The following is a 16,985-nucleotide window of genomic DNA, read 5'->3' as shown; positions in this document are numbered from 1 at the left end:
GGCGGCAAGGGGTGGCCGGCGCGCGAAGGCGCGGATTGTACAGAAAGCGGGGAAGTCGGTTGCACCAGTCCGACCGACGACGGCACAAGGCCACGGGCGGGCGTCGTGGGCCGGGCCGTGGCGGAGCTGGCGCGGGCGCCAGGAAGCGCGCCGCAGGCGAAGACAGAACCGGTGATGGGCATATTGCCCCTCCCGCGTATCGGACTGGATGTTGTTCTTGATCTTGACCGGGTTGCACCTAGGAACACCTGCAACGCGGTTGGCGGACTCTATGGGTTGCACCCAACGAATTTCTTGCCGAAAACTCTGGAGTTCTTGCAAAAGACTCCGGCCCGCGCCGGAAATCACTGACCATTTGGTCAGCTATACCGGCAGTGCAGGCGGGCGAACTCAGCGGCGGCGCAGGCTGCCCGGGGTCAAGCCCAGGTAACGGCGCATGGTGGTGGTCAGCGCGCTCTGGCTGGAGAAGCCGCACTCCCCCGCCACCCGCACCAGCGGCAGGTCGCTTTCGCGCAGCAGGCGCGCCGCGCGATCCAGGCGCTGGCGCAGCAGGTACTGGTGGGGCGTGAGGCCAATCCGGTCCTTGAACTGCGCATGGAACTGGCTGGGGCTGAGGCAGGCGACCTGCGCCAACTCCGCCACCGTGATGCGCCGGGCCAGGTGCTCGCCGATGTAGGTATCCAGCCGCTCCAGGTCCAACGGACCGCTGCGCGGCGCCTGGTCCTCACCGAACAGGCGAAGGTGCAACGCCCGCAGCAGGACGCCACCCAGCGCTCGGGCCAGCAGCGGATCGTTGCCGTAACGGGCGATTTCGGCGCCGGCGTAGCTGAGCAGGTTCTGGAAATCGGCATCCAGGGTCGGATAGCGCGGCGCCTCGAACAGGCGCGCCAGCAGGTCGCGATCCTGTTCGCCGGTGCCGGCTTCGTCGAGATCGACAATCAGCATGCGGTTGTCGCCCAGGCCGGCGAACTCGTGGTCGACATCCCCCGGCACCAGGCAGGCGCGCATCCGGCAGACCTCGCCGCCCCGGCCATCGACCTCGAACTCCGCGCGGCCACTGAGCGACATCACCAACTGGTGATGGCCGTGGGCGTGGTGATGGGCTTGGTCGGACAGGCGAGCGAGACGGGTTTCGAACATGGCACGAACTGATCAAATTTTGAGCATGGTACGGGATTCGGCCAGGCCTGCCCAGTACCCAGGTGCAACCAGGCGCAACTCCAAAGACACGCAAGCACCAAAGCCTCTAAGCCGGAAAATATTGCTAACCAACAGATATGTTATGTTATAACAAATAACACATTTCCACTTTGCCCTTCCCCGCCGCCTGGCGCATCCCTGACCACGAGGGAGGGGTTCGCTTTGCCAGAAGAAAAACCAGGAGTTCGTCATGCCCCCATCCCTTTCCCGCCCGCGCTGGCGTCTAGCACCGCTGGGCCTGGCCCTGTGCGCCGGCACGCCGTCGCTGGCGGATGCCGCCCCCACCGAACTGGAGCCCCAGGTGATCACCGCTAACCCGCTGGGCGATAGCTCCCCCGCCGCGCCCAGCAGCGTCCTGCAGGGCGACGAGCTGACCCTGCGGCAGAAAGGCAGCCTGGGCGAAACCCTCAACGGCACGCCCGGCGTGTCCTCCACCTGGTTCGGCCCCGGCGCCAGCCGCCCGGTGATCCGCGGCATGGACGGCGACCGCATCCGCCTGCTGCGCAATGGCGTGGGCGCGCTGGACGCTTCCTCGCTGTCCTATGACCACGCCGTGCCGGAAGATCCCAACGTGGTCGAGCGCATCGAGGTGGTCCGCGGCCCGGCCGCCCTGCTCTACGGCGGCAACGCCATTGGCGGCGTGGTCAACAGCTTCGACAACCGCATCCCCAGCGAACCGGTGGACGGCATCCACGGCCAGGGCGAGCTGCGCTACGGCGGCTCGGACACCACCCGCAGCGCCGCCGGCGCGCTGGAAGCCGGCGACGGCAACTTCGCCCTGCACCTGGACGCCGGCTCCCGCGAGTTCAACGACCTGCGCATCCCAGGCTATGCCCACTCCAGCCGCCAGCGCGCAATCGACGGAGACGAGCGCAAGCATCGCGTCGATAACAGCGACGGCCGCCAGGACAGCGGCGCCATCGGCGGCAGCTACCACTGGGACCACGGCTATGCCGGCCTGTCCTACAGCGGCTACGACAGCAACTACGGCTCGCCCGCCGAAGACGACGTGCGCCTGAAGATGCAGCAGGACCGCTACGCCTTCGCCTCGGAAATCCGCGACCTCGACGGCCCCTTCAGTTCGGTGAAGCTGGACGCCGCCTACACCGAGTACCAGCACAAGGAAATCGCGGACGGCGAGACCGGCACCACCTTCAAGAATGACGGGTACGAAGCGCGCATCGAGGCGCGGCACAAGCCCATCGGTCCGCTGGACGGCGTGGTCGGCGCGCAGGTCGCCAACAGCCGCTTCTCGGCACTGGGCGAAGAAGCCTTCGTGCCGCACACCGAGACCGACAGCGCCGCGCTGTTCTTCCTGGAGAACTGGCAGGCCAGCGAACGTCTCGCCCTGAACCTCGGCGGTCGCGCGGAACACACCCGCATCGACCCGAACGCCAAGGACAACGAGCGCTTCGCCGAGAACGACGGCTCGCGCAGCTTCACCGCCGGCAGCCTGTCCACCGGTGCGGTCTACACCCTGACGCCGATCTGGTCGCTGGCCGCCACCCTGGCCTACACCGAGCGCGCGCCGACCTTCTACGAGCTGTACGCCAACGGCGCCCATGCCGCCACCGGCACCTATGAAGTGGGCGACGCCGACGCGAGCAAGGAAAAGGCCGTCTCCACCGACCTCGCCCTGCGCTTCGACAGCGGCCGCCACAAGGGCAGCGTCGGCGTGTTCTACAGCCGCTTCTCCAACTACATCGGCCTGCTGGCCAGCGGACGCTATCGCGACGAGGAAGGCGCGGTGGTGGACGCCGGCGACGACGAGGCGCTGCCCGAATACCTCTACAGCGGCGTGAAGGCGGACTTCTATGGCGTCGAGGCGCAGGACCGCATCCACCTGCTGGACAGCCCCTACGGCCGCTTCGACCTGGAGCTCTCCGGCGACTACACCCGCGCCAAGAACAAGGACACCGGCGAAGCCCTGCCGCGCATCGCCCCGCTGCGCCTGAACAGCGCGCTACTGTGGGAGCTGCAGCAATGGCAGGCGCGGCTGGAAGTGGAATACGCCGCCGACCAGAACCGCGTGCCGGAGAACGAGCTGCGCACCGACGGCTACACCACCCTCGGCGCCAGCCTCGGCTATAGCTTCGACCTGGGCGACAGCCGCTGGCTGGCCTTCGTCAAGGGCGAGAACCTCACCGACCAGACCGTGCGCTACGCCAGCTCGATCCTGCGCGACAGCGTACCGGCCGGTGGGCGTGGTATCCAGGCCGGCGTGAGAGTCGCCTTCTGACGATCTAGGGCCGACGCCCGGCGTAATCCCGGGCGAACTGCGCGGCGATCCGCCCGGACCGCGACCCGCGATGGGTCGCCCAGCGGATCGCCGCCTGTTCCCAGCCGTCCTGCCGCACGCCGCCCAGGCCGTGGTACTCCAGCCAGCGGGCGACCGTTTCCAGGTACTGCTCCTGGCTGAAGGCATAGAAAGATATCCACAGGCCGAAACGCTCGGAGAGCGAGACCTTCTCCTCCACCGCCTCGCCGGGATGCAGCTCGCCGCTCTCGCTACGCTGGAAGGCCAGATTGTCCTCGGCGCGCTCGGCCAGCAGGTGGCGGCGGTTAGAGGTGGCGTAGATCAGCACGTTGCCGGACTGCCCGGCCACCGAGCCGTCGAGTACCGTCTTCAGGCCCTTGTAGCCGGTCTCGCCGTCCTCGAAGGAGAGGTCGTCGCAGAACAGGATGAAGCGCTCCGGGCGATGACGCAGCAGGTCGATGATCTGCGGTAGGTCGGCCAGGTGCTCCTTGTCCACCTCGATCAGGCGCAGCCCTTCGGCCTGGAAAGCATGCAGGCAGGCTTTCACCAGCGAACTCTTGCCGGTTCCGCGCGCGCCGGTCAGCAGCACGTTGTTGGCCGGACGGCCGGCGACGAACTGGCGGGTGTTCTGTTCGATCAGCCCTTTCTGCCGGTCGACGTTGCGCAGGTCGCCAAAGGCGATCAGCGCCGGCTCGCGCACCGGCACCAGGCGCGGCTGGCCCTGGCGGTATTCCCACAGATGGGCGATGGCGCCCTCCTCCAGCACCAGTTCGGGGCGCGGTGGCAGGGATTGTTCGAGCAACCGGGCGATACGAGCCAGTTGTTCGGCGATAATGGACATGTCGTTCATGGCGGGATCATCGAAGCAGATGGGGACTGTTCAGCAGCCTAGCGATGGGGGAAAGTGGGCGTCTAACGATAAATAGGCAGCCAGATGCGTAAAAAGGACATCCCTGTCGAGGCCGAGCTGGATCACGGCGACGAGCGCGCGGCCAGCCCGGTCGCTGCCGTCGCCCTGGACTTCCCCGACGGCCACCAAGTGCCGGCCCACAGCCATCGCCGCGCGCAGCTGCTGTACGCCGTGCGCGGCGTGCTGGTGGTGGGTAGCGCCAGCGGCCAGTGGGTGGTGCCGGACAACCGTGGCCTGTGGATACCCGCCGGCGTCGAGCACTGGACGCGCATGGTCGGCGACGTGCAGGTGCGCACCCTCTACGTGGAACCGGACAGCGCCCCGCACCTGCCGCGGAATTGCTGCGTGCTGGCAGTCTCGCCGCTGTTGCGCGAACTGATCCTCGCGGCGCTGACGATCAGCGGTGAGGTAACGCCGAACTCCCGAGACGGCCGCGTCCTCGGCCTGCTGCTCGATGAATTGCGCGAAGAACCCGTGCTTCCGCTGCACCTGCCCCTGCCGGCACACCCACGCCTGCGCACGCTGTGCCAGGCTATCCAGCACCAGCCCGGTGAACATGCCGGCCTCGCCGACTGGGCGCGCCAGGCGAACGTCGACAGCAAGACGGTGCAACGCTGGTTCCTCCGCGAAACCGGGCTGACGTTCGGCCAATGGCGCCAGCAGGCGCGGCTGCTGGCGGCGCTGGAGCGCCTGGCCCTGGGCGACAGCGTGCTGAGCGTGGCGCTGGAAGTGGGCTACAGCACGCCCAGCGCCTTCAGCGCCATGTTCAGCCGCCAGTTCGGCCGGCCACCCAGCGATTTCCTGCGGCCACGGCCGCTAATACGTTCGTAAGCAATTTCCTGCAACATCCATTCGACACTCATCGCCAAGCATGGGATTGAAACCCCGTGCCGATTTCCCCATCTAGACTGTCATGTTCAATCAGTCAGGTGCCTCATGAGCGACCACGACGAGATTCACGATATCCATAGCGCCGAAGAGGTCAGCAACACCGGGCTGGTGTTGCCGGGGCAGAACCTGCCGACCACGGTCTACGTCATTCCGATCCACAATCGACCGTTCTTCCCAGCGCAGGTGCTGCCGGTGATCGTCAACGAAGAGCCGTGGGCGGAAACCCTCGAGCTGGTGGCCAAGACCGAACACCACTCGCTGGCGCTGTTCTTCATGGACAACCCGCCGGAAGACCCGCGCCACTTCGACCCCAACAGCCTGCCCGAGCACGGCACCCTGGTGCGCGTGCACCACGCCAGCCGCGAGGGCGGCAAGCTGCAGTTCGTCGCCCAGGGCCTGGCGCGGGTGCGTATCCGTGGCTGGATCAAGCGCCATCGCCCGCCGTTCCTGGTGGAAGTGGACTACCCGCACACGCCCAGCGACCCGAGCGACGAGGTGAAGGCCTACGGCATGGCCCTGATCAACGCGATCAAGGAGTTGCTGCCGCTCAACCCGCTGTACAGCGAAGAGCTGAAGAACTATCTCAACCGCTTCAACCCGAATGATCCGTCGCCGCTGACCGACTTCGCCGCCGCGCTGACCACCGCGCCCGGCACCGAGCTGCAGGGCGTGCTGGACACCGTGCCGATTCTCAAGCGCATGGAGAAGGTGCTGCCGCTGCTGCGCAAGGAAGTGGAAGTCGCGCGCCTGCAGAAGGAGCTGTCCGCCGAGGTCAACCGCAAGATCGGCGAGCGCCAGCGCGAGTTCTTCCTCAAGGAGCAGTTGAAGATCATCCAGCAGGAGCTGGGCATCACCAAGGACGACAAGAGCGCCGACTCCGACGAGTTCCGCGCCCGCCTGGCGGGCAAGGTCCTCCCCGAACAGGCGAAGAAGCGCATCGACGAGGAGCTGAACAAGCTGTCGATCCTGGAGACCGGCTCGCCCGAGTACGCCGTCACCCGCAACTACCTGGACTGGGCCACCTCGCTGCCCTGGGGGTTGCTGGGCACCGACAAGCTCGACCTGAAACACGCGCGCAAGGTGCTCGACAAGTACCACGCGGGCCTCGACGACGTGAAGGACCGCATCCTCGAGTTCCTCGCCGTGGGCGCCTTCAAGGGCGAGATCGCCGGCTCCATCGTACTGCTGGTGGGCCCGCCCGGCGTAGGCAAGACCAGCATCGGCAAGTCCATCGCCGAGAGCCTGGGGCGGCCGTTCTACCGCTTCAGCGTCGGCGGCATGCGCGACGAGGCGGAGATCAAGGGCCACCGCCGCACCTACATCGGCGCCCTGCCCGGCAAGCTGGTGCAGGCGCTCAAGGAAGTGCAGGTGATGAACCCGGTGATCATGCTCGACGAGATCGACAAGCTCGGCAGCAGCTACCAGGGCGATCCGGCCTCGGCGCTGCTGGAGACGCTGGATCCGGAGCAGAACGTCGAGTTCCTCGACCATTACCTGGACCTGCGCCTGGACCTGTCCAAGGTGCTGTTCGTCTGCACCGCCAACACCCTGGACGCGATCCCCGGCCCGCTGCTCGACCGGATGGAAGTGATCCGCCTCTCCGGCTACATCGGCGAGGAAAAACTGGCCATCGCCAAGCGCCACCTGTGGCCCAAGCAGTTGGAGAAGGCCGGCGTGCCGAAGAGCCGCCTGTCGATCAACGACGCCGCCCTGCGCGCGGTGATCGAGGGCTACGCCCGCGAGGCCGGAGTGCGCCAGCTGGAGAAAGTCCTCGGCAAGCTGGTGCGCAAGTCGGTGGTGAAGTTGCTCGAAGACCCGGAGTCGGTGGTGAAGATCGGCGCCAAGGACCTGGAGGACTACCTCGGCATGCCGGTGTTCCGCACCGAGCAGGTGCTCTCCGGCATCGGCGTGATCACCGGCCTGGCCTGGACCAGCATGGGCGGCGCGACCCTGCCCATCGAGGCGACGCGCATCCACACGCTGAACCGCGGCTTCAAGCTCACCGGCCAGTTGGGCGACGTGATGAAGGAGTCGGCGGAGATCGCCTACAGCTACATCAGCTCGCACCTGAAGCAGTACGGCGGCGATGCCGGCTTCTTCGACCAGGCCTTCGTCCACCTGCACGTACCCGAGGGCGCCACGCCCAAGGACGGCCCCAGCGCCGGCGTCACGATGGCCAGCGCCCTGCTGTCCCTGGCGCGCAACCAGGCGCCGAAAAAGGGCGTGGCCATGACCGGCGAGCTGACCCTCACTGGCCAGGTGCTGCCGATTGGCGGCGTGCGCGAGAAGGTCATCGCCGCGCGTCGGCAGAAGATCCATGAGCTGATCCTGCCGGAAGCCAACCGTGGCGACTTCGAGGAACTGCCGGAGTACCTCAAGGAAGACATCACCGTGCATTTCGCCAAGCGTTATGGCGATGTGGCCAAGGTGCTGTTCCCGGGCTGACGGAGCGTAGGGCGTATAACGTTCGACGTTATGCGCCCTACCGTGCCCGCCACCGAACCCTCGCCACCGGATGATCCCCTGTAGGAGCGAGCTTGCTCGCGAACCGCCCAACACCGGTGCCACAGGGAAACTCCGTTCGCGAGCAAGCTCGCTCCTACGAAAGAGCAACCCGCCCGCAGTCTTCCCTCTTTGTCCGATTGCGCTATCCTGCGGCCCAGTCTGGTTCCCACCCCAGGAGTCGCCATGCCGTCGTACCGCCTGTTGCTCCCCCTCTCCCTGGCCCTGCTCGCCGGCTGCGCCGGGCAGTCCAAACCCGTGGTCACCCTGGAAGACGCCAGTGACTGCAACCCCCTGAAGCTGCGCGAAGGCCAGGAGCTGGTGCTGATCCTGCCAAGCAACCCCACCACCGGGTTCCGTTGGGAAATGCGCAATGCCGCCAATGGCCTGCTGCGCAGCCTGGGCCCCGAGGTCTACAGCAACCCCGAAGATGCAGGCCTGGTCGGCAGTGCCGGCGAATCCACCTGGCGCTTCCGCGTGACCGGCACCGGCGAGGACAAGCTGGAACTGGCCTACCGCCGCCCCTGGGAAGCGGAAGTCGCGCCTGCGCAGACCTTCGTCTGCCCCATCGCCGTCAAGTAGATCGCCGCGCGCTGACCGCCCGGCGCCATAAGCCGCTCGCGCTGACGCCACAGGCCTGTGGCGGCGCGGTGCATTGCGGCACAGTGGACACACATTTCCACGGGAGGGAACCCCATGCGCTGGGCATTTCTGGCATTCGGTGGCGCCGTCGCCTACCTGCTCGCCGTCACCTTCGACCTGCCGCCCTTGCGCATGCTGTGCAAGCCGCTGCCGGTCCTCGCGCTGCTGTTCTGGGTGCTGAGCACACCGGCCGACGCCTACCGGCGCTGGATCGCGACAGGCCTGGTGCTGTCGATGCTCGGCGACATCCTGCTGGAATGGCCGCTCAACGCCTTCGTCCCCGGACTCGCCGCCTTCCTGCTGGCGCACCTGGCCTACCTGCTGGCCTACCTCGCCGATACCCGCCGCCTGGCGCCGACAGGCCTGCTGTTCGCCGGCCTGATCGGTGGCGGGCTGTTCGCCCTGCTCTACAGCCGGGGCCTGGGTCCGCTGCTGCTGCCAATCGCGCTGTACAGCCTGACCATCAGTTGCATGCTCTGGCGCGCCCTCGCCCGCCTCGGCCGGAACGACCTGCCCGCCGCCAGCCGCAACCTCGCCGCCGTCGGCGCCCTGCTGTTCGTCAGCTCCGACGCGATGATCGGTATCAGCCGATTCGTCGGCGCCTTCGACGGCTCCTCCTACGCCATCATGCTCACCTACTGGCTGGGCCAGTTCGGTATCGCGGCCTCGGTCACAAGTCGTCACCTGGCTCTGCCATACTCCTCGGGACAACCCACTACCCGAGTCTGACATGCTGCATTTCGCCGTAGCGGCTCTGCTCCTGTGCAGCGCACTGATCGCCAGTGCCGAGCCGCTGCGCCTGGCCGGCGACGACTGGTGCCCCTACATCTGCCCGGACAACCCGGACAAGCCCGGTTACCTGCTCGAAGCCCTGTCCCGCATCCTGAACCAGCCACCGATCTTCGAGCCCCTGCCCTGGCCGCGCGCCCTGCAGATGGCCCGCGAAGGCCTGGTGGACGGCGTGGTCGGCGCCTATCCGGAGGAGTCGGAAAACCTCGCCATCGGCGACGAGCCCATCGGCTGGGTGACCATGCGCTTCTACACCCGCGCCGACAGCCAATGGCACTACCAGGGACCGGCGTCGCTGGACGACCAGTCCATCGGCCTTGCCCAGGGCTATTCCTACGGCGCGCAGCTGGACGCCTGGCGCGACAGCCACCTGGACGATCACGACCAGGTGCAGGTCCTCAGCGGCGAGCGGGTACTGGAGCGCAACATCCAGAAGCTGCTGCTCGGCCGCATCAGCGTGTTGCTTGAAGACAGCCGGATCGTTGAACACTATCTCCACCGCCACCGCCTGTCCGAGCGGGTTCGAGCAGCCGGACAGCTTGCCGATAAACGTCCCATGTACGTCGCCCTCAACCCTCGCCTGGAGTCGCTCAAGGAGCGCCTGGCCGAGCTCGACGACGGCCTGCGCGAGTTTCGCCGGAACGACCAGTGGAAGGCGGTGATGCAGGGATACGGAGTGGCTGTGGAGTAGGCTTCCCAGGGCGTGAGAAAAGTCCGGCACAGCGGTTAGCCTTCGGCTATAGATCAATGACAAGAGACTGCGAGAAGGGGAGCTTCCATGCGTGCAGTAGTTCGCTCGATGATGTTGCTGGGAGCAGGCCTGATGCTCTCCGCCTGTGGCAGCCTGCTGCCCAGCGAACGTGCGGAAGTGCAGTCGCCTTTCCTGGACTATCAGGATGCACAGAGCCGCTTCAACCAGGTCGATACCGGGAAAACCACCCGCTCGCAGCTCTATGCGCTGGGCTTCGACCCGTTGTCCCAGGGCAACGCCAAGATGCTCTCGTTCATCGATGTGCGGCTGATGTTCGTGCAACCCAACATTCCCATCGACTACCTGCCCGACGGCCTGATCACCTGCCTGCAGGCGAAGGATCGCTGCGTCGGCTATGCCTTCGACTTCAGCAAGACCGACAGCCAGCGGGTCGGCAGCTTCTGGGCCGACATTTTCAACTTCCGCAAGCGCCGTGAAGTCCAGGGCTGGTCGTTCCGCCCGGTGTTCGTGCTGATCGACGACGTGGTGGTGCACAAGACCAGCAACGGCGAGCCGAACATCCGCCGCCGGGAAGACAAGAAGAACCCGCTCGGCCCGCTGCAGGGCGCCGGCGAATACTTCTCCGACCAGCTCAAGTGACCCTTATCGGCTGAAGCTTGGGCGCGCCCGGCGCCTCGGCTACAATGCGCGCCCCGGCAAACCGGGCGCGCCGCGTCCTGTTGCCTGTTCAGCGTAACGAGGCCCCATCCAGCGTGAGCGAATCCGACCGCATCTTCGCCCAGCCGCAAACCCAGGTTCCCGACTTCACCTTCAACGAGGACGTGGTGCGAGTCTTCCCGGACATGATCAAGCGATCGGTGCCGGGCTACCCCACCATCGTCGAGAACATCGGTGTGCTCGGCGCGCGCTTCGCCGCCCCGAACAGCGTGCTCTACGACCTCGGCTGCTCGCTGGGCGCCGTGACCCAGGCGCTGCGCCGCCACGTGAAGACCGAGGGCTGCCGTGTCATCGGCGTGGACAACTCCGCGCCGATGATCGAGCGCTGCGGCGAATACCTGCGCGCCCAGGACGCCATGCACCAGGAACTGCTGCCGGTCGAACTGATCGAGGCGGACATCCTCAAGCTGGACCTCAAGCCCTGCTCGCTGATCGCGCTGAACTTCACCCTGCAGTTCATCGCCCCCGAACAGCGCCTGGATCTGCTCACCCGCCTGCACAGCGCCCTGCTGCCCGGCGGCGCGCTGATCCTCTCGGAAAAACTGCGCTTCGCCGACGAGCAGGAGCACGAGCTGCTCACCGACCTGCACATCGACTTCAAGCGCGCCAATGGCTACAGCGAACTGGAAATCGCCCAGAAACGCACCGCCATCGAGAACGTCATGCGCCCCGACACCCTGGATACCCACCGCGAGCGCCTGCTGGCCGCCGGTTTTTCCAAGGTCGTGCCCTGGTTCCAGTGCCTCAACTTCGCCTCCCTGATTGCCCTGCCATGATCGAACGCTTCGACTTGGGCCGCCTGCGCCTTGAACTGGCTGGCACGCCACTGGAATCCTGGGCCGCCTCGCTGCCCGCGCAACTGGCCAGCAAGGTCGAGGATGGCCACGGCGACCTCGAACGCTGGCTGACCGCGGTGGACCGCCTGCCGCCGCTGCAAGCCGCCGCCGTCGAGTTGCGCGAGCGCTTCAACCTCGAAGGCGACTGTGACGAGGACACCCGCGCACAGCTCAAGCTCGCCCTGCAAGGGCTGATCCCGTGGCGCAAGGGGCCGTTCAACCTGTTCGGCGTGCATATCGACACCGAATGGCGCTCGGACTGGAAGTGGGCGCGCGTCTCGCCGCACATCGACCTGGTCGGCAAACGCGTCCTCGACGTCGGCTGCGGCAACGGCTACTACCAGTGGCGCATGCTCGGCGCCGGCGCGCGCAGCGTGGTCGGCGTGGACCCGAACTGGCTGTTCTTCTGCCAGTTCCTCGCCATGAAGCGCTACCTGCCGGACCTGCCGGCCTGGCACCTGCCCTTCGCCCTGGAAGACCTGCCGGAAAAGCTGGAAGGCTTCGACAGCGTGTTCTCGATGGGTGTGCTCTACCATCGCCGCTCGCCCATCGACCACCTGCTGGCGCTCAAGGACTGCCTGCGTCGTGGCGGCGAACTGGTGCTGGAAACCCTGGTGGTGGACGGCGACGTGAACACCGTGCTGGTGCCCGAGGACCGTTACGCGCAGATGCGCAACGTGTGGTTCCTGCCGTCGGTGCCGGCGCTGGAGCTGTGGCTGCGCCGCGCAGGCTTCACCGAGGTGCGCAGCGTGGACATCAGCCGTACCTCGGTGGAAGAGCAACGCGCCACCGAGTGGATGCGCTACCAGTCGCTGCCGGACTTCCTCGACCCGGACGACCACAGCCGCACCCTCGAAGGCCTGCCGGCGCCGCTGCGCGCCACGCTGGTGGCGCGCAAGCCCTAGGTTGCGTCGGGTTCGCGAGCAAGCTCGCTCCTACACGTCAGCCGGCCACCACGGCACCGCGCTTCGTAGGAGCGAGCTTGCTCGCGAACCTCGGCGAATCAGCGATTCGCCGCCGCCACGATCAGCGCCTTCATCTCGGCAACCGCCTGCTTGAAGCCCACGAACAGCGCGTGGGCAACGATGGCATGGCCAATGTTCAGCTCGTTGATCCCGGCAATCGCCGCCACCGGCTCGGCGTTGTGGTAATGCAGGCCGTGGCCGGCATTGACGATCAGGCCGTGGGACAGGCCGAACTCCACGCCATCGCGAATGCGCGCCAGCTCATGGGCGGCTTCGGCCGGGTTGTGGGCGTCGGCATAACGGCCGGTGTGCAGCTCGATGGCCGGCGCACCAATCCGCGCGGAGGCTTCGATCTGGCGCGGGTCCGGGTCGATGAACAGCGATACCTCACAGCCCGCGGCGAACAGGCGCTGCACTGCCGCGCGGATGCGCACCTCCTGCCCGGCGACGTCCAGCCCACCCTCGGTGGTCAGTTCCTGGCGGGTTTCCGGCACCAGGCAGACGTGGACCGGGCGGATGATCTCGGCAAAAGCCATCATCTCTTCGGTGACGCCCATCTCGAAGTTCATGCGGGTCTGCAGCACTTCGGCGAGCACGCGTACGTCGCGGTCCTGGATGTGCCGGCGATCCTCGCGCAGGTGCACGGTGATGCCGTCGGCACCGGCTTCCTCGGCGTCCAGCGCGGCTTTCACCGGGTCGGGGTAGCGGGTGCCACGGGCCTGGCGCAGGGTGGCGACGTGGTCGATGTTCACACCCAGCAGAATACGGTTGGCTTCAGTCACGGGAGTTGTCCTTGCGATTCATGAATAACTCGCGGCTGACCAACGGTCGGCCGCCAAGATGGGGTGCCAGGGCCTGGCGCATCAGACGTTTGGCTGCCGCCAGGGCCCCCGGCGCGCTCCAATCGGCCTCGGCCATCGCCAGCAGGTCGGCGCCGTGGAACAGCCCCGGCTGCAGGCTGCCGACCGGCTCGAGGCCCGAGTCCGGCAGCAATCGGTAGAGACCCTCGGGAGCCACCGGTTGGCCGACGATATCGCTGTCCAGGGAGAAACCATAGCCCAGCTCGTCCAGCAGCCGCCATTCGAAGGCTCGCAACAGCGGCTCCAGCGGCCGCCCGGCGGCCAGCAGCGGCAGGGTCGCTCGGTAATGGTCGAACAGCGCGGGATGCGGGTCTTCCGCCGGCAACAGGCGGATCATCAGCTCGTTGAGGTACAGGCCGCTGAACAGCGCTTCGCCACTGAGCAGGTTGGGAATGCCGTTGGCTTCCAGGCGTACGACGTTCTTCAGGTCGCTGCGTCCGCGAAACTCGGCCTCCAGCGGCACGAAGGGCCGCGCCAGCGCCCCGGCCTTGCCCCGCGCACCGCGCAATACGGCCCGCAGCCGGCCCTGGGGCGTAAGGAAATCCACCAGCGCGCTGGTTTCCTTGTAGGGGCGGCTGTGCAGGACGAAGGCGGCTTGGGCAGTAGAAGCGAGGCTCATGGCGCTGCGCCTGGAGTGGGAGTCGGGAGGCAGGCGCACTCGGGCGCCCGAAGGATGGGCCCCGCGAAGGCTCGCGGGGCAGTGCAGGTCAGAGGTCGCCGTAGCCCAGCGAACGCAGCGCGCGCTCGTCGTCGGACCAGCCACCCTTCACTTTCACCCAGAGGTTGAGCATGACCTTGGAGTCGAACAGCACCTCCATGTCCTTGCGGGCGTTCTGGCCGATGCTTTTGATCCGCTCGCCCTTCTCGCCGATGATGATCTTCTTCTGGCCGTCACGTTCCACCAGGATCAGTGCGTGGATATGCAGGATCGGGCCGTCCTGCTTGAACTCTTCGATCTCCACGGTGACCTGGTACGGCAGCTCGGCGCCCAGCTGGCGCATGATCTTCTCACGCACCAGCTCGGCGGCGAGGAAACGGCTGCTGCGGTCGGTGATCTGGTCTTCCGGGAAGAAGTGTTCGCACTCGGGCAGGCGCTCGGCGACCAGACCCTCGAGAATATCCAGGTTCTGCCCGTGCTGGGCAGAAATCGGCACGACTTCGGCGTTGGGCAGTTGCTCGGCCAGCCATTGCAGGTGCGGCAGCAGCTCGCCCTTGTCGTCCATGCGGTCGACCTTGTTCACCGCCAGCAGGACCGGGCAGCTCACGTACTTGACCTTGTCGTAGACCATCTGGTCTTCGTCGGTCCAGCGGTTGCGGTCGACGACGAAGATCACCACGTCGACGTCCTTCAGCGCGGCGCTGGCCGAACGGTTCATGTAGCGGTTGAGCGCCTTGTCGTTGTCCTTGTGCAGGCCGGGAGTATCGACGTAGACCGCCTGCACGTCACCCTCGGTCTTGATGCCCAGCAGGGTGTGGCGGGTGGTCTGCGGCTTGCGCGAGGTGATCGCCAGCTTCTGCCCGAGGATGTGGTTGAGCAGGGTCGACTTGCCCACGTTGGGGCGGCCGACGATGGCGACGTAGCCGCAACGAACGGCGCCTGCTTCATCGTGCTCGGATCGGTCGTGCTGGTCTTGCTCGTGCTCACTCATGGCCATTCTCCACGCCCAGGGCTGCCAGCGCGGCGGCGGCGGCCACCTGCTCGGCGATGCGGCGGCTGCCGCCGTGACCGTGGGTCTTGTCGTTCAGCAGGGCAACCTCGCACTCGACGAAGAAGGTGCGGCAATGCGGCTCGCCCTGGATATCCACCACGTCGTAACGCGGCAACTCGCACCCGCGCGATTGCAGGAACTCCTGCAGGCGGGTCTTGGGATCCTTGTTGGTGTCCACCGGGGTCAGCTCACGCAGCTGCGGGCCGAGCCAGGCCATGATCCGCTCGCGGGCGGAATCCATGCCGGTGTCCAGGTAGATGGCGCCGATCAGCGCCTCCATCGCATCGGCCAGGATCGACTCGCGGCGGAAACCGCCGCTCTTCAGCTCGCCGGAGCCCAGACGCAGGTAGTCGCCCAACTCGAAACCACGGGCCAGCAGGGCCAGGGTTTCGCCTTTCACCAGGCGCGCGCGCAGGCGTGACAACTGGCCTTCGCGGGCTTGGGGAAAGTGGTTGAACAGGGCTTCGCCGATGACGAAGTTGAGGATGGCGTCACCCAGGAACTCCAGGCGCTCGTTGTTGCGCCCGGCGAAACTGCGATGGGTCAGCGCCAGGACCATCAGGTCCTGGTCGCGAAAGGTATAGCCAAGCTTGCGCTCGAGTCGATCCAGACTGTTACTCACGGCATTCGTACACGGAATTCTTTGTCGAAGTTGACCACCAGATCAATGTTCTGCACCAGTGGCTCGCGTTTTTCGTATTTCAGGTGGGCGCGGAACTCGTTGTTCTCGAGTTGCACGTCCAGGGCATCTTCCAACTTGAGGTCGCGGATGTTGTTGAGCATCAGCGCCTTGCTCACGTAAGCGTAGAACTCTGGAACGCTACGCACTTCGGCCGCCTTGTCGGTTTCCACCGAAGTGATGGCCTTCTCGATGGCGTAGTAGTCCAGGTAATGCGGGATGATCTTGAACGCCGTGCTGGCCAGGAACGCCACAACGGCGAGTACCACCAGCCAGCTCAGCAGCGACAGGCCCTTCTGCGAACGTGCGTACTTCATATCGACCTCATGTCGGTATCGTTCTTATTGTCCGCCAATCGCGGCGGGTTCAAGTGCAAGCGGGGCTGCCTCGCTCCCCGCGTGCAGCCCCGCCCGGGTTCTAGCACTGTTCGCCACCCGAAGGCTTCGAACGTCTCACAACTTTAGTGGATCACGCCCACTCGCGAGAAATTCGGCAGGTTGCGCTGTTTCGGCTCAGGCCAGCTCATCCAGACCGCGAACGCCTTGCCGACGATATTGCGGTCCGGAACCATGCCCAGCAGGTTCTTCGGAATCTTCGGGTCGTTCCAGTAGCGACTGTCGTTGGAGTTGTCGCGGTTGTCGCCCATCATGAAGTAATGCTCGGCCGGCACTTTCCACTGCCGGCCCGGCTCGATGCGGTAGCGGGTCATTTCCTTGCGGATCAGGTGCTCGACGTCGCCCAGTTTTTCCTTGTACAGCGTCACGCTGCCCAGGCTGCCCGGCTCCTCGCCCATCAGTCTCTCGGCCACCAGTTGGTCGTTGACGTAGAGACGCTTGTCGCTGGTGTAGCGGATGGTATCGCCGGGAACGCCGATCACACGCTTGATGTAGTTGATGTTCGGGTCGCTCGGGTAGCGGAACACCATGACATCGCCGCGCTGCGGATCGCCCACCGGGATCACCTTGGTGTCCAGCACCGGCAAGCGGATTCCGTAGGCAAACTTGTTGACCAGGATGAAGTCACCCACTTCCAGGGTAGGCTTCATCGAGCCGGACGGAATCTGGAACGGCTCGACCAGGAAGGAACGCAGCACCAGCACGATGAACAGTACGGGGAAGAAGGACTTGCCGTACTCGACCAGCACCGGTTCCTTGTTCAGTTTTTCCAGCACTTCCGGATCAGGCTCGCTGACCGTGCCTTCATAGGCGGAAATGGCCGCCCGGCGGCGCGGTGCGAACAGCACCAGGTCCACCAGGGCAAGAACGCCGCACACAGCAACGGCGATCACCAGCAACAGCGGGAAATTCAGTGTCATA

17 protein-coding genes are annotated in these 16,985 nt (G+C 66.1%); 9 read left to right on the top strand and 8 right to left on the bottom strand.

Translation table 11 applies throughout. The annotated features are described in order from the left end of the window. Positions 1 to 390 precede the first annotated feature (390 nt). Positions 391 to 1,140: an AraC family transcriptional regulator gene (locus H681_RS06805; RefSeq protein ID WP_015476108.1), complete on the bottom strand. Its 750-nt coding sequence runs from the start codon at positions 1,138 to 1,140 to the stop codon at positions 391 to 393. 250 nt (positions 1,141 to 1,390) lie between these two features. Here H681_RS06805 and H681_RS06800 point away from each other — a divergent pair, with 250 nt between their 5' ends. Continuing rightward, on the top strand, positions 1,391 to 3,439 hold the full coding sequence (locus H681_RS06800; protein WP_015476107.1) for a TonB-dependent receptor: 2,049 nt from the start codon (positions 1,391 to 1,393) through the stop codon (positions 3,437 to 3,439). Between the two features lie 4 nt (positions 3,440 to 3,443). On the opposite strand, the gene H681_RS06795 is transcribed toward H681_RS06800, so the two are convergent. Continuing rightward, positions 3,444 to 4,307 carry an ATP-binding protein gene (locus H681_RS06795; RefSeq protein ID WP_015476106.1) on the bottom strand — a complete coding sequence of 288 codons (864 nt, stop codon included), beginning with the start codon at positions 4,305 to 4,307 and terminating at the stop codon, positions 3,444 to 3,446. 84 nt (positions 4,308 to 4,391) lie between these two features. Between H681_RS06795 and H681_RS06790 the strand changes: the two genes are divergently transcribed. From H681_RS06790 to cmoB, 8 genes are all read left to right on the top strand, one after another. Next, the gene (locus H681_RS06790) at positions 4,392 to 5,198 is read left to right on the top strand and encodes an AraC family transcriptional regulator (RefSeq protein WP_015476105.1); all 807 of its coding nucleotides are present in this window, start codon (positions 4,392 to 4,394) and stop codon (positions 5,196 to 5,198) included. 105 nt (positions 5,199 to 5,303) lie between these two features. Beyond that, a complete protein-coding gene (gene lon, locus H681_RS06785) occupies positions 5,304 to 7,703 on the top strand; it encodes an endopeptidase La (protein ID WP_015476104.1) in 2,400 nt (799 codons plus the stop codon). Positions 7,704 to 7,946: 243 nt separating this feature from the next. Next, the gene (locus H681_RS06780) at positions 7,947 to 8,342 is read left to right on the top strand and encodes a protease inhibitor I42 family protein (protein WP_015476103.1); all 396 of its coding nucleotides are present in this window, start codon (positions 7,947 to 7,949) and stop codon (positions 8,340 to 8,342) included. Between the two features lie 114 nt (positions 8,343 to 8,456). Next, positions 8,457 to 9,131: a lysoplasmalogenase gene (locus tag H681_RS06775; RefSeq protein WP_015476102.1), complete on the top strand. Its 675-nt coding sequence runs from the start codon at positions 8,457 to 8,459 to the stop codon at positions 9,129 to 9,131. Position 9,132: 1 nt separating this feature from the next. Next, on the top strand, positions 9,133 to 9,882 hold the full coding sequence (locus H681_RS06770) for a substrate-binding periplasmic protein (protein WP_015476101.1): 750 nt from the start codon (positions 9,133 to 9,135) through the stop codon (positions 9,880 to 9,882). 87 nt (positions 9,883 to 9,969) lie between these two features. Beyond that, entirely contained in the window at positions 9,970 to 10,542 is a 573-nt protein-coding gene (locus H681_RS06765; protein WP_041711791.1) for a hypothetical protein, read from the top strand. A 113-nt stretch (positions 10,543 to 10,655) separates the two neighbouring features. Beyond that, positions 10,656 to 11,396, top strand: coding sequence for a carboxy-S-adenosyl-L-methionine synthase CmoA (gene cmoA / locus H681_RS06760; protein ID WP_015476099.1), 741 nt, complete (start codon positions 10,656 to 10,658; stop codon positions 11,394 to 11,396). Beyond that, a complete protein-coding gene (cmoB, locus tag H681_RS06755) occupies positions 11,393 to 12,361 on the top strand; it encodes a tRNA 5-methoxyuridine(34)/uridine 5-oxyacetic acid(34) synthase CmoB (RefSeq protein ID WP_015476098.1) in 969 nt (322 codons plus the stop codon). Before cmoA ends, cmoB begins: the two co-directional genes overlap by 4 nt. A 98-nt stretch (positions 12,362 to 12,459) precedes the next feature. On the opposite strand, the gene pdxJ is transcribed toward cmoB, so the two are convergent. The 6 genes from pdxJ to lepB form a co-directional block, all read right to left on the bottom strand. Then, entirely contained in the window at positions 12,460 to 13,203 is a 744-nt protein-coding gene (gene pdxJ / locus H681_RS06750) for a pyridoxine 5'-phosphate synthase (RefSeq protein ID WP_015476097.1), read from the bottom strand. Further along, positions 13,196 to 13,900, bottom strand: coding sequence for a DNA repair protein RecO (recO, locus tag H681_RS06745; RefSeq protein ID WP_015476096.1), 705 nt, complete (start codon positions 13,898 to 13,900; stop codon positions 13,196 to 13,198). Before recO ends, pdxJ begins: the two co-directional genes overlap by 8 nt. A gap of 88 nt (positions 13,901 to 13,988) precedes the next feature. Beyond that, positions 13,989 to 14,930, bottom strand: a complete 942-nt coding sequence (era, locus tag H681_RS06740; RefSeq protein ID WP_015476095.1) for a GTPase Era — start codon at positions 14,928 to 14,930, stop codon at positions 13,989 to 13,991. Further along, entirely contained in the window at positions 14,923 to 15,612 is a 690-nt protein-coding gene (gene rnc, locus H681_RS06735; RefSeq protein WP_015476094.1) for a ribonuclease III, read from the bottom strand. The genes era and rnc overlap by 8 nt, the downstream gene beginning before the upstream one ends. Then, positions 15,609 to 15,986 carry a DUF4845 domain-containing protein gene (locus H681_RS06730; RefSeq protein WP_015476093.1) on the bottom strand — a complete coding sequence of 126 codons (378 nt, stop codon included), beginning with the start codon at positions 15,984 to 15,986 and terminating at the stop codon, positions 15,609 to 15,611. The genes rnc and H681_RS06730 overlap by 4 nt, the downstream gene beginning before the upstream one ends. A 143-nt stretch (positions 15,987 to 16,129) precedes the next feature. After that, positions 16,130 to 16,984, bottom strand: coding sequence for a signal peptidase I (gene lepB / locus H681_RS06725; protein WP_015476092.1), 855 nt, complete (start codon positions 16,982 to 16,984; stop codon positions 16,130 to 16,132). Position 16,985 lies beyond the last annotated feature (1 nt).

Source organism: Pseudomonas sp. ATCC 13867 (assembly GCF_000349845.1).
In the GTDB taxonomy this organism is placed as follows: Bacteria; Pseudomonadota; Gammaproteobacteria; order Pseudomonadales; family Pseudomonadaceae; genus Pseudomonas.
Note: the sequence above shows the minus strand (reverse complement) of the source record. Positions and strands in the feature narration are given on the sequence as shown.

Excerpts from the sequence above, each read along its gene's own strand:
- era (WP_015476095.1), bottom strand. The coding sequence starts at position 14,930 with ATGAGTGAGCACGAGCAAGACCAGCACGACCGATCCGAGCACGATGAA.
- lepB (WP_015476092.1), bottom strand. The coding sequence starts at position 16,984 with ATGACACTGAATTTCCCGCTGTTGCTGGTGATCGCCGTTGCTGTGTGC.
- H681_RS06775 (WP_015476102.1), top strand. The coding sequence starts at position 8,457 with ATGCGCTGGGCATTTCTGGCATTCGGTGGCGCCGTCGCCTACCTGCTC.
- H681_RS06730 (WP_015476093.1), bottom strand. The coding sequence starts at position 15,986 with ATGAAGTACGCACGTTCGCAGAAGGGCCTGTCGCTGCTGAGCTGGCTG.
- H681_RS06795 (WP_015476106.1), bottom strand. The coding sequence starts at position 4,307 with ATGAACGACATGTCCATTATCGCCGAACAACTGGCTCGTATCGCCCGG.
- H681_RS06770 (WP_015476101.1), top strand. The coding sequence starts at position 9,133 with ATGCTGCATTTCGCCGTAGCGGCTCTGCTCCTGTGCAGCGCACTGATC.
- H681_RS06780 (WP_015476103.1), top strand. The coding sequence starts at position 7,947 with ATGCCGTCGTACCGCCTGTTGCTCCCCCTCTCCCTGGCCCTGCTCGCC.
- H681_RS06805 (WP_015476108.1), bottom strand. The coding sequence starts at position 1,140 with ATGTTCGAAACCCGTCTCGCTCGCCTGTCCGACCAAGCCCATCACCAC.
- H681_RS06790 (WP_015476105.1), top strand. The coding sequence starts at position 4,392 with ATGCGTAAAAAGGACATCCCTGTCGAGGCCGAGCTGGATCACGGCGAC.
- cmoB (WP_015476098.1), top strand. The coding sequence starts at position 11,393 with ATGATCGAACGCTTCGACTTGGGCCGCCTGCGCCTTGAACTGGCTGGC.
- H681_RS06800 (WP_015476107.1), top strand. The coding sequence starts at position 1,391 with ATGCCCCCATCCCTTTCCCGCCCGCGCTGGCGTCTAGCACCGCTGGGC.
- lon (WP_015476104.1), top strand. The coding sequence starts at position 5,304 with ATGAGCGACCACGACGAGATTCACGATATCCATAGCGCCGAAGAGGTC.
- H681_RS06765 (WP_041711791.1), top strand. The coding sequence starts at position 9,970 with ATGCGTGCAGTAGTTCGCTCGATGATGTTGCTGGGAGCAGGCCTGATG.
- recO (WP_015476096.1), bottom strand. The coding sequence starts at position 13,900 with ATGAGCCTCGCTTCTACTGCCCAAGCCGCCTTCGTCCTGCACAGCCGC.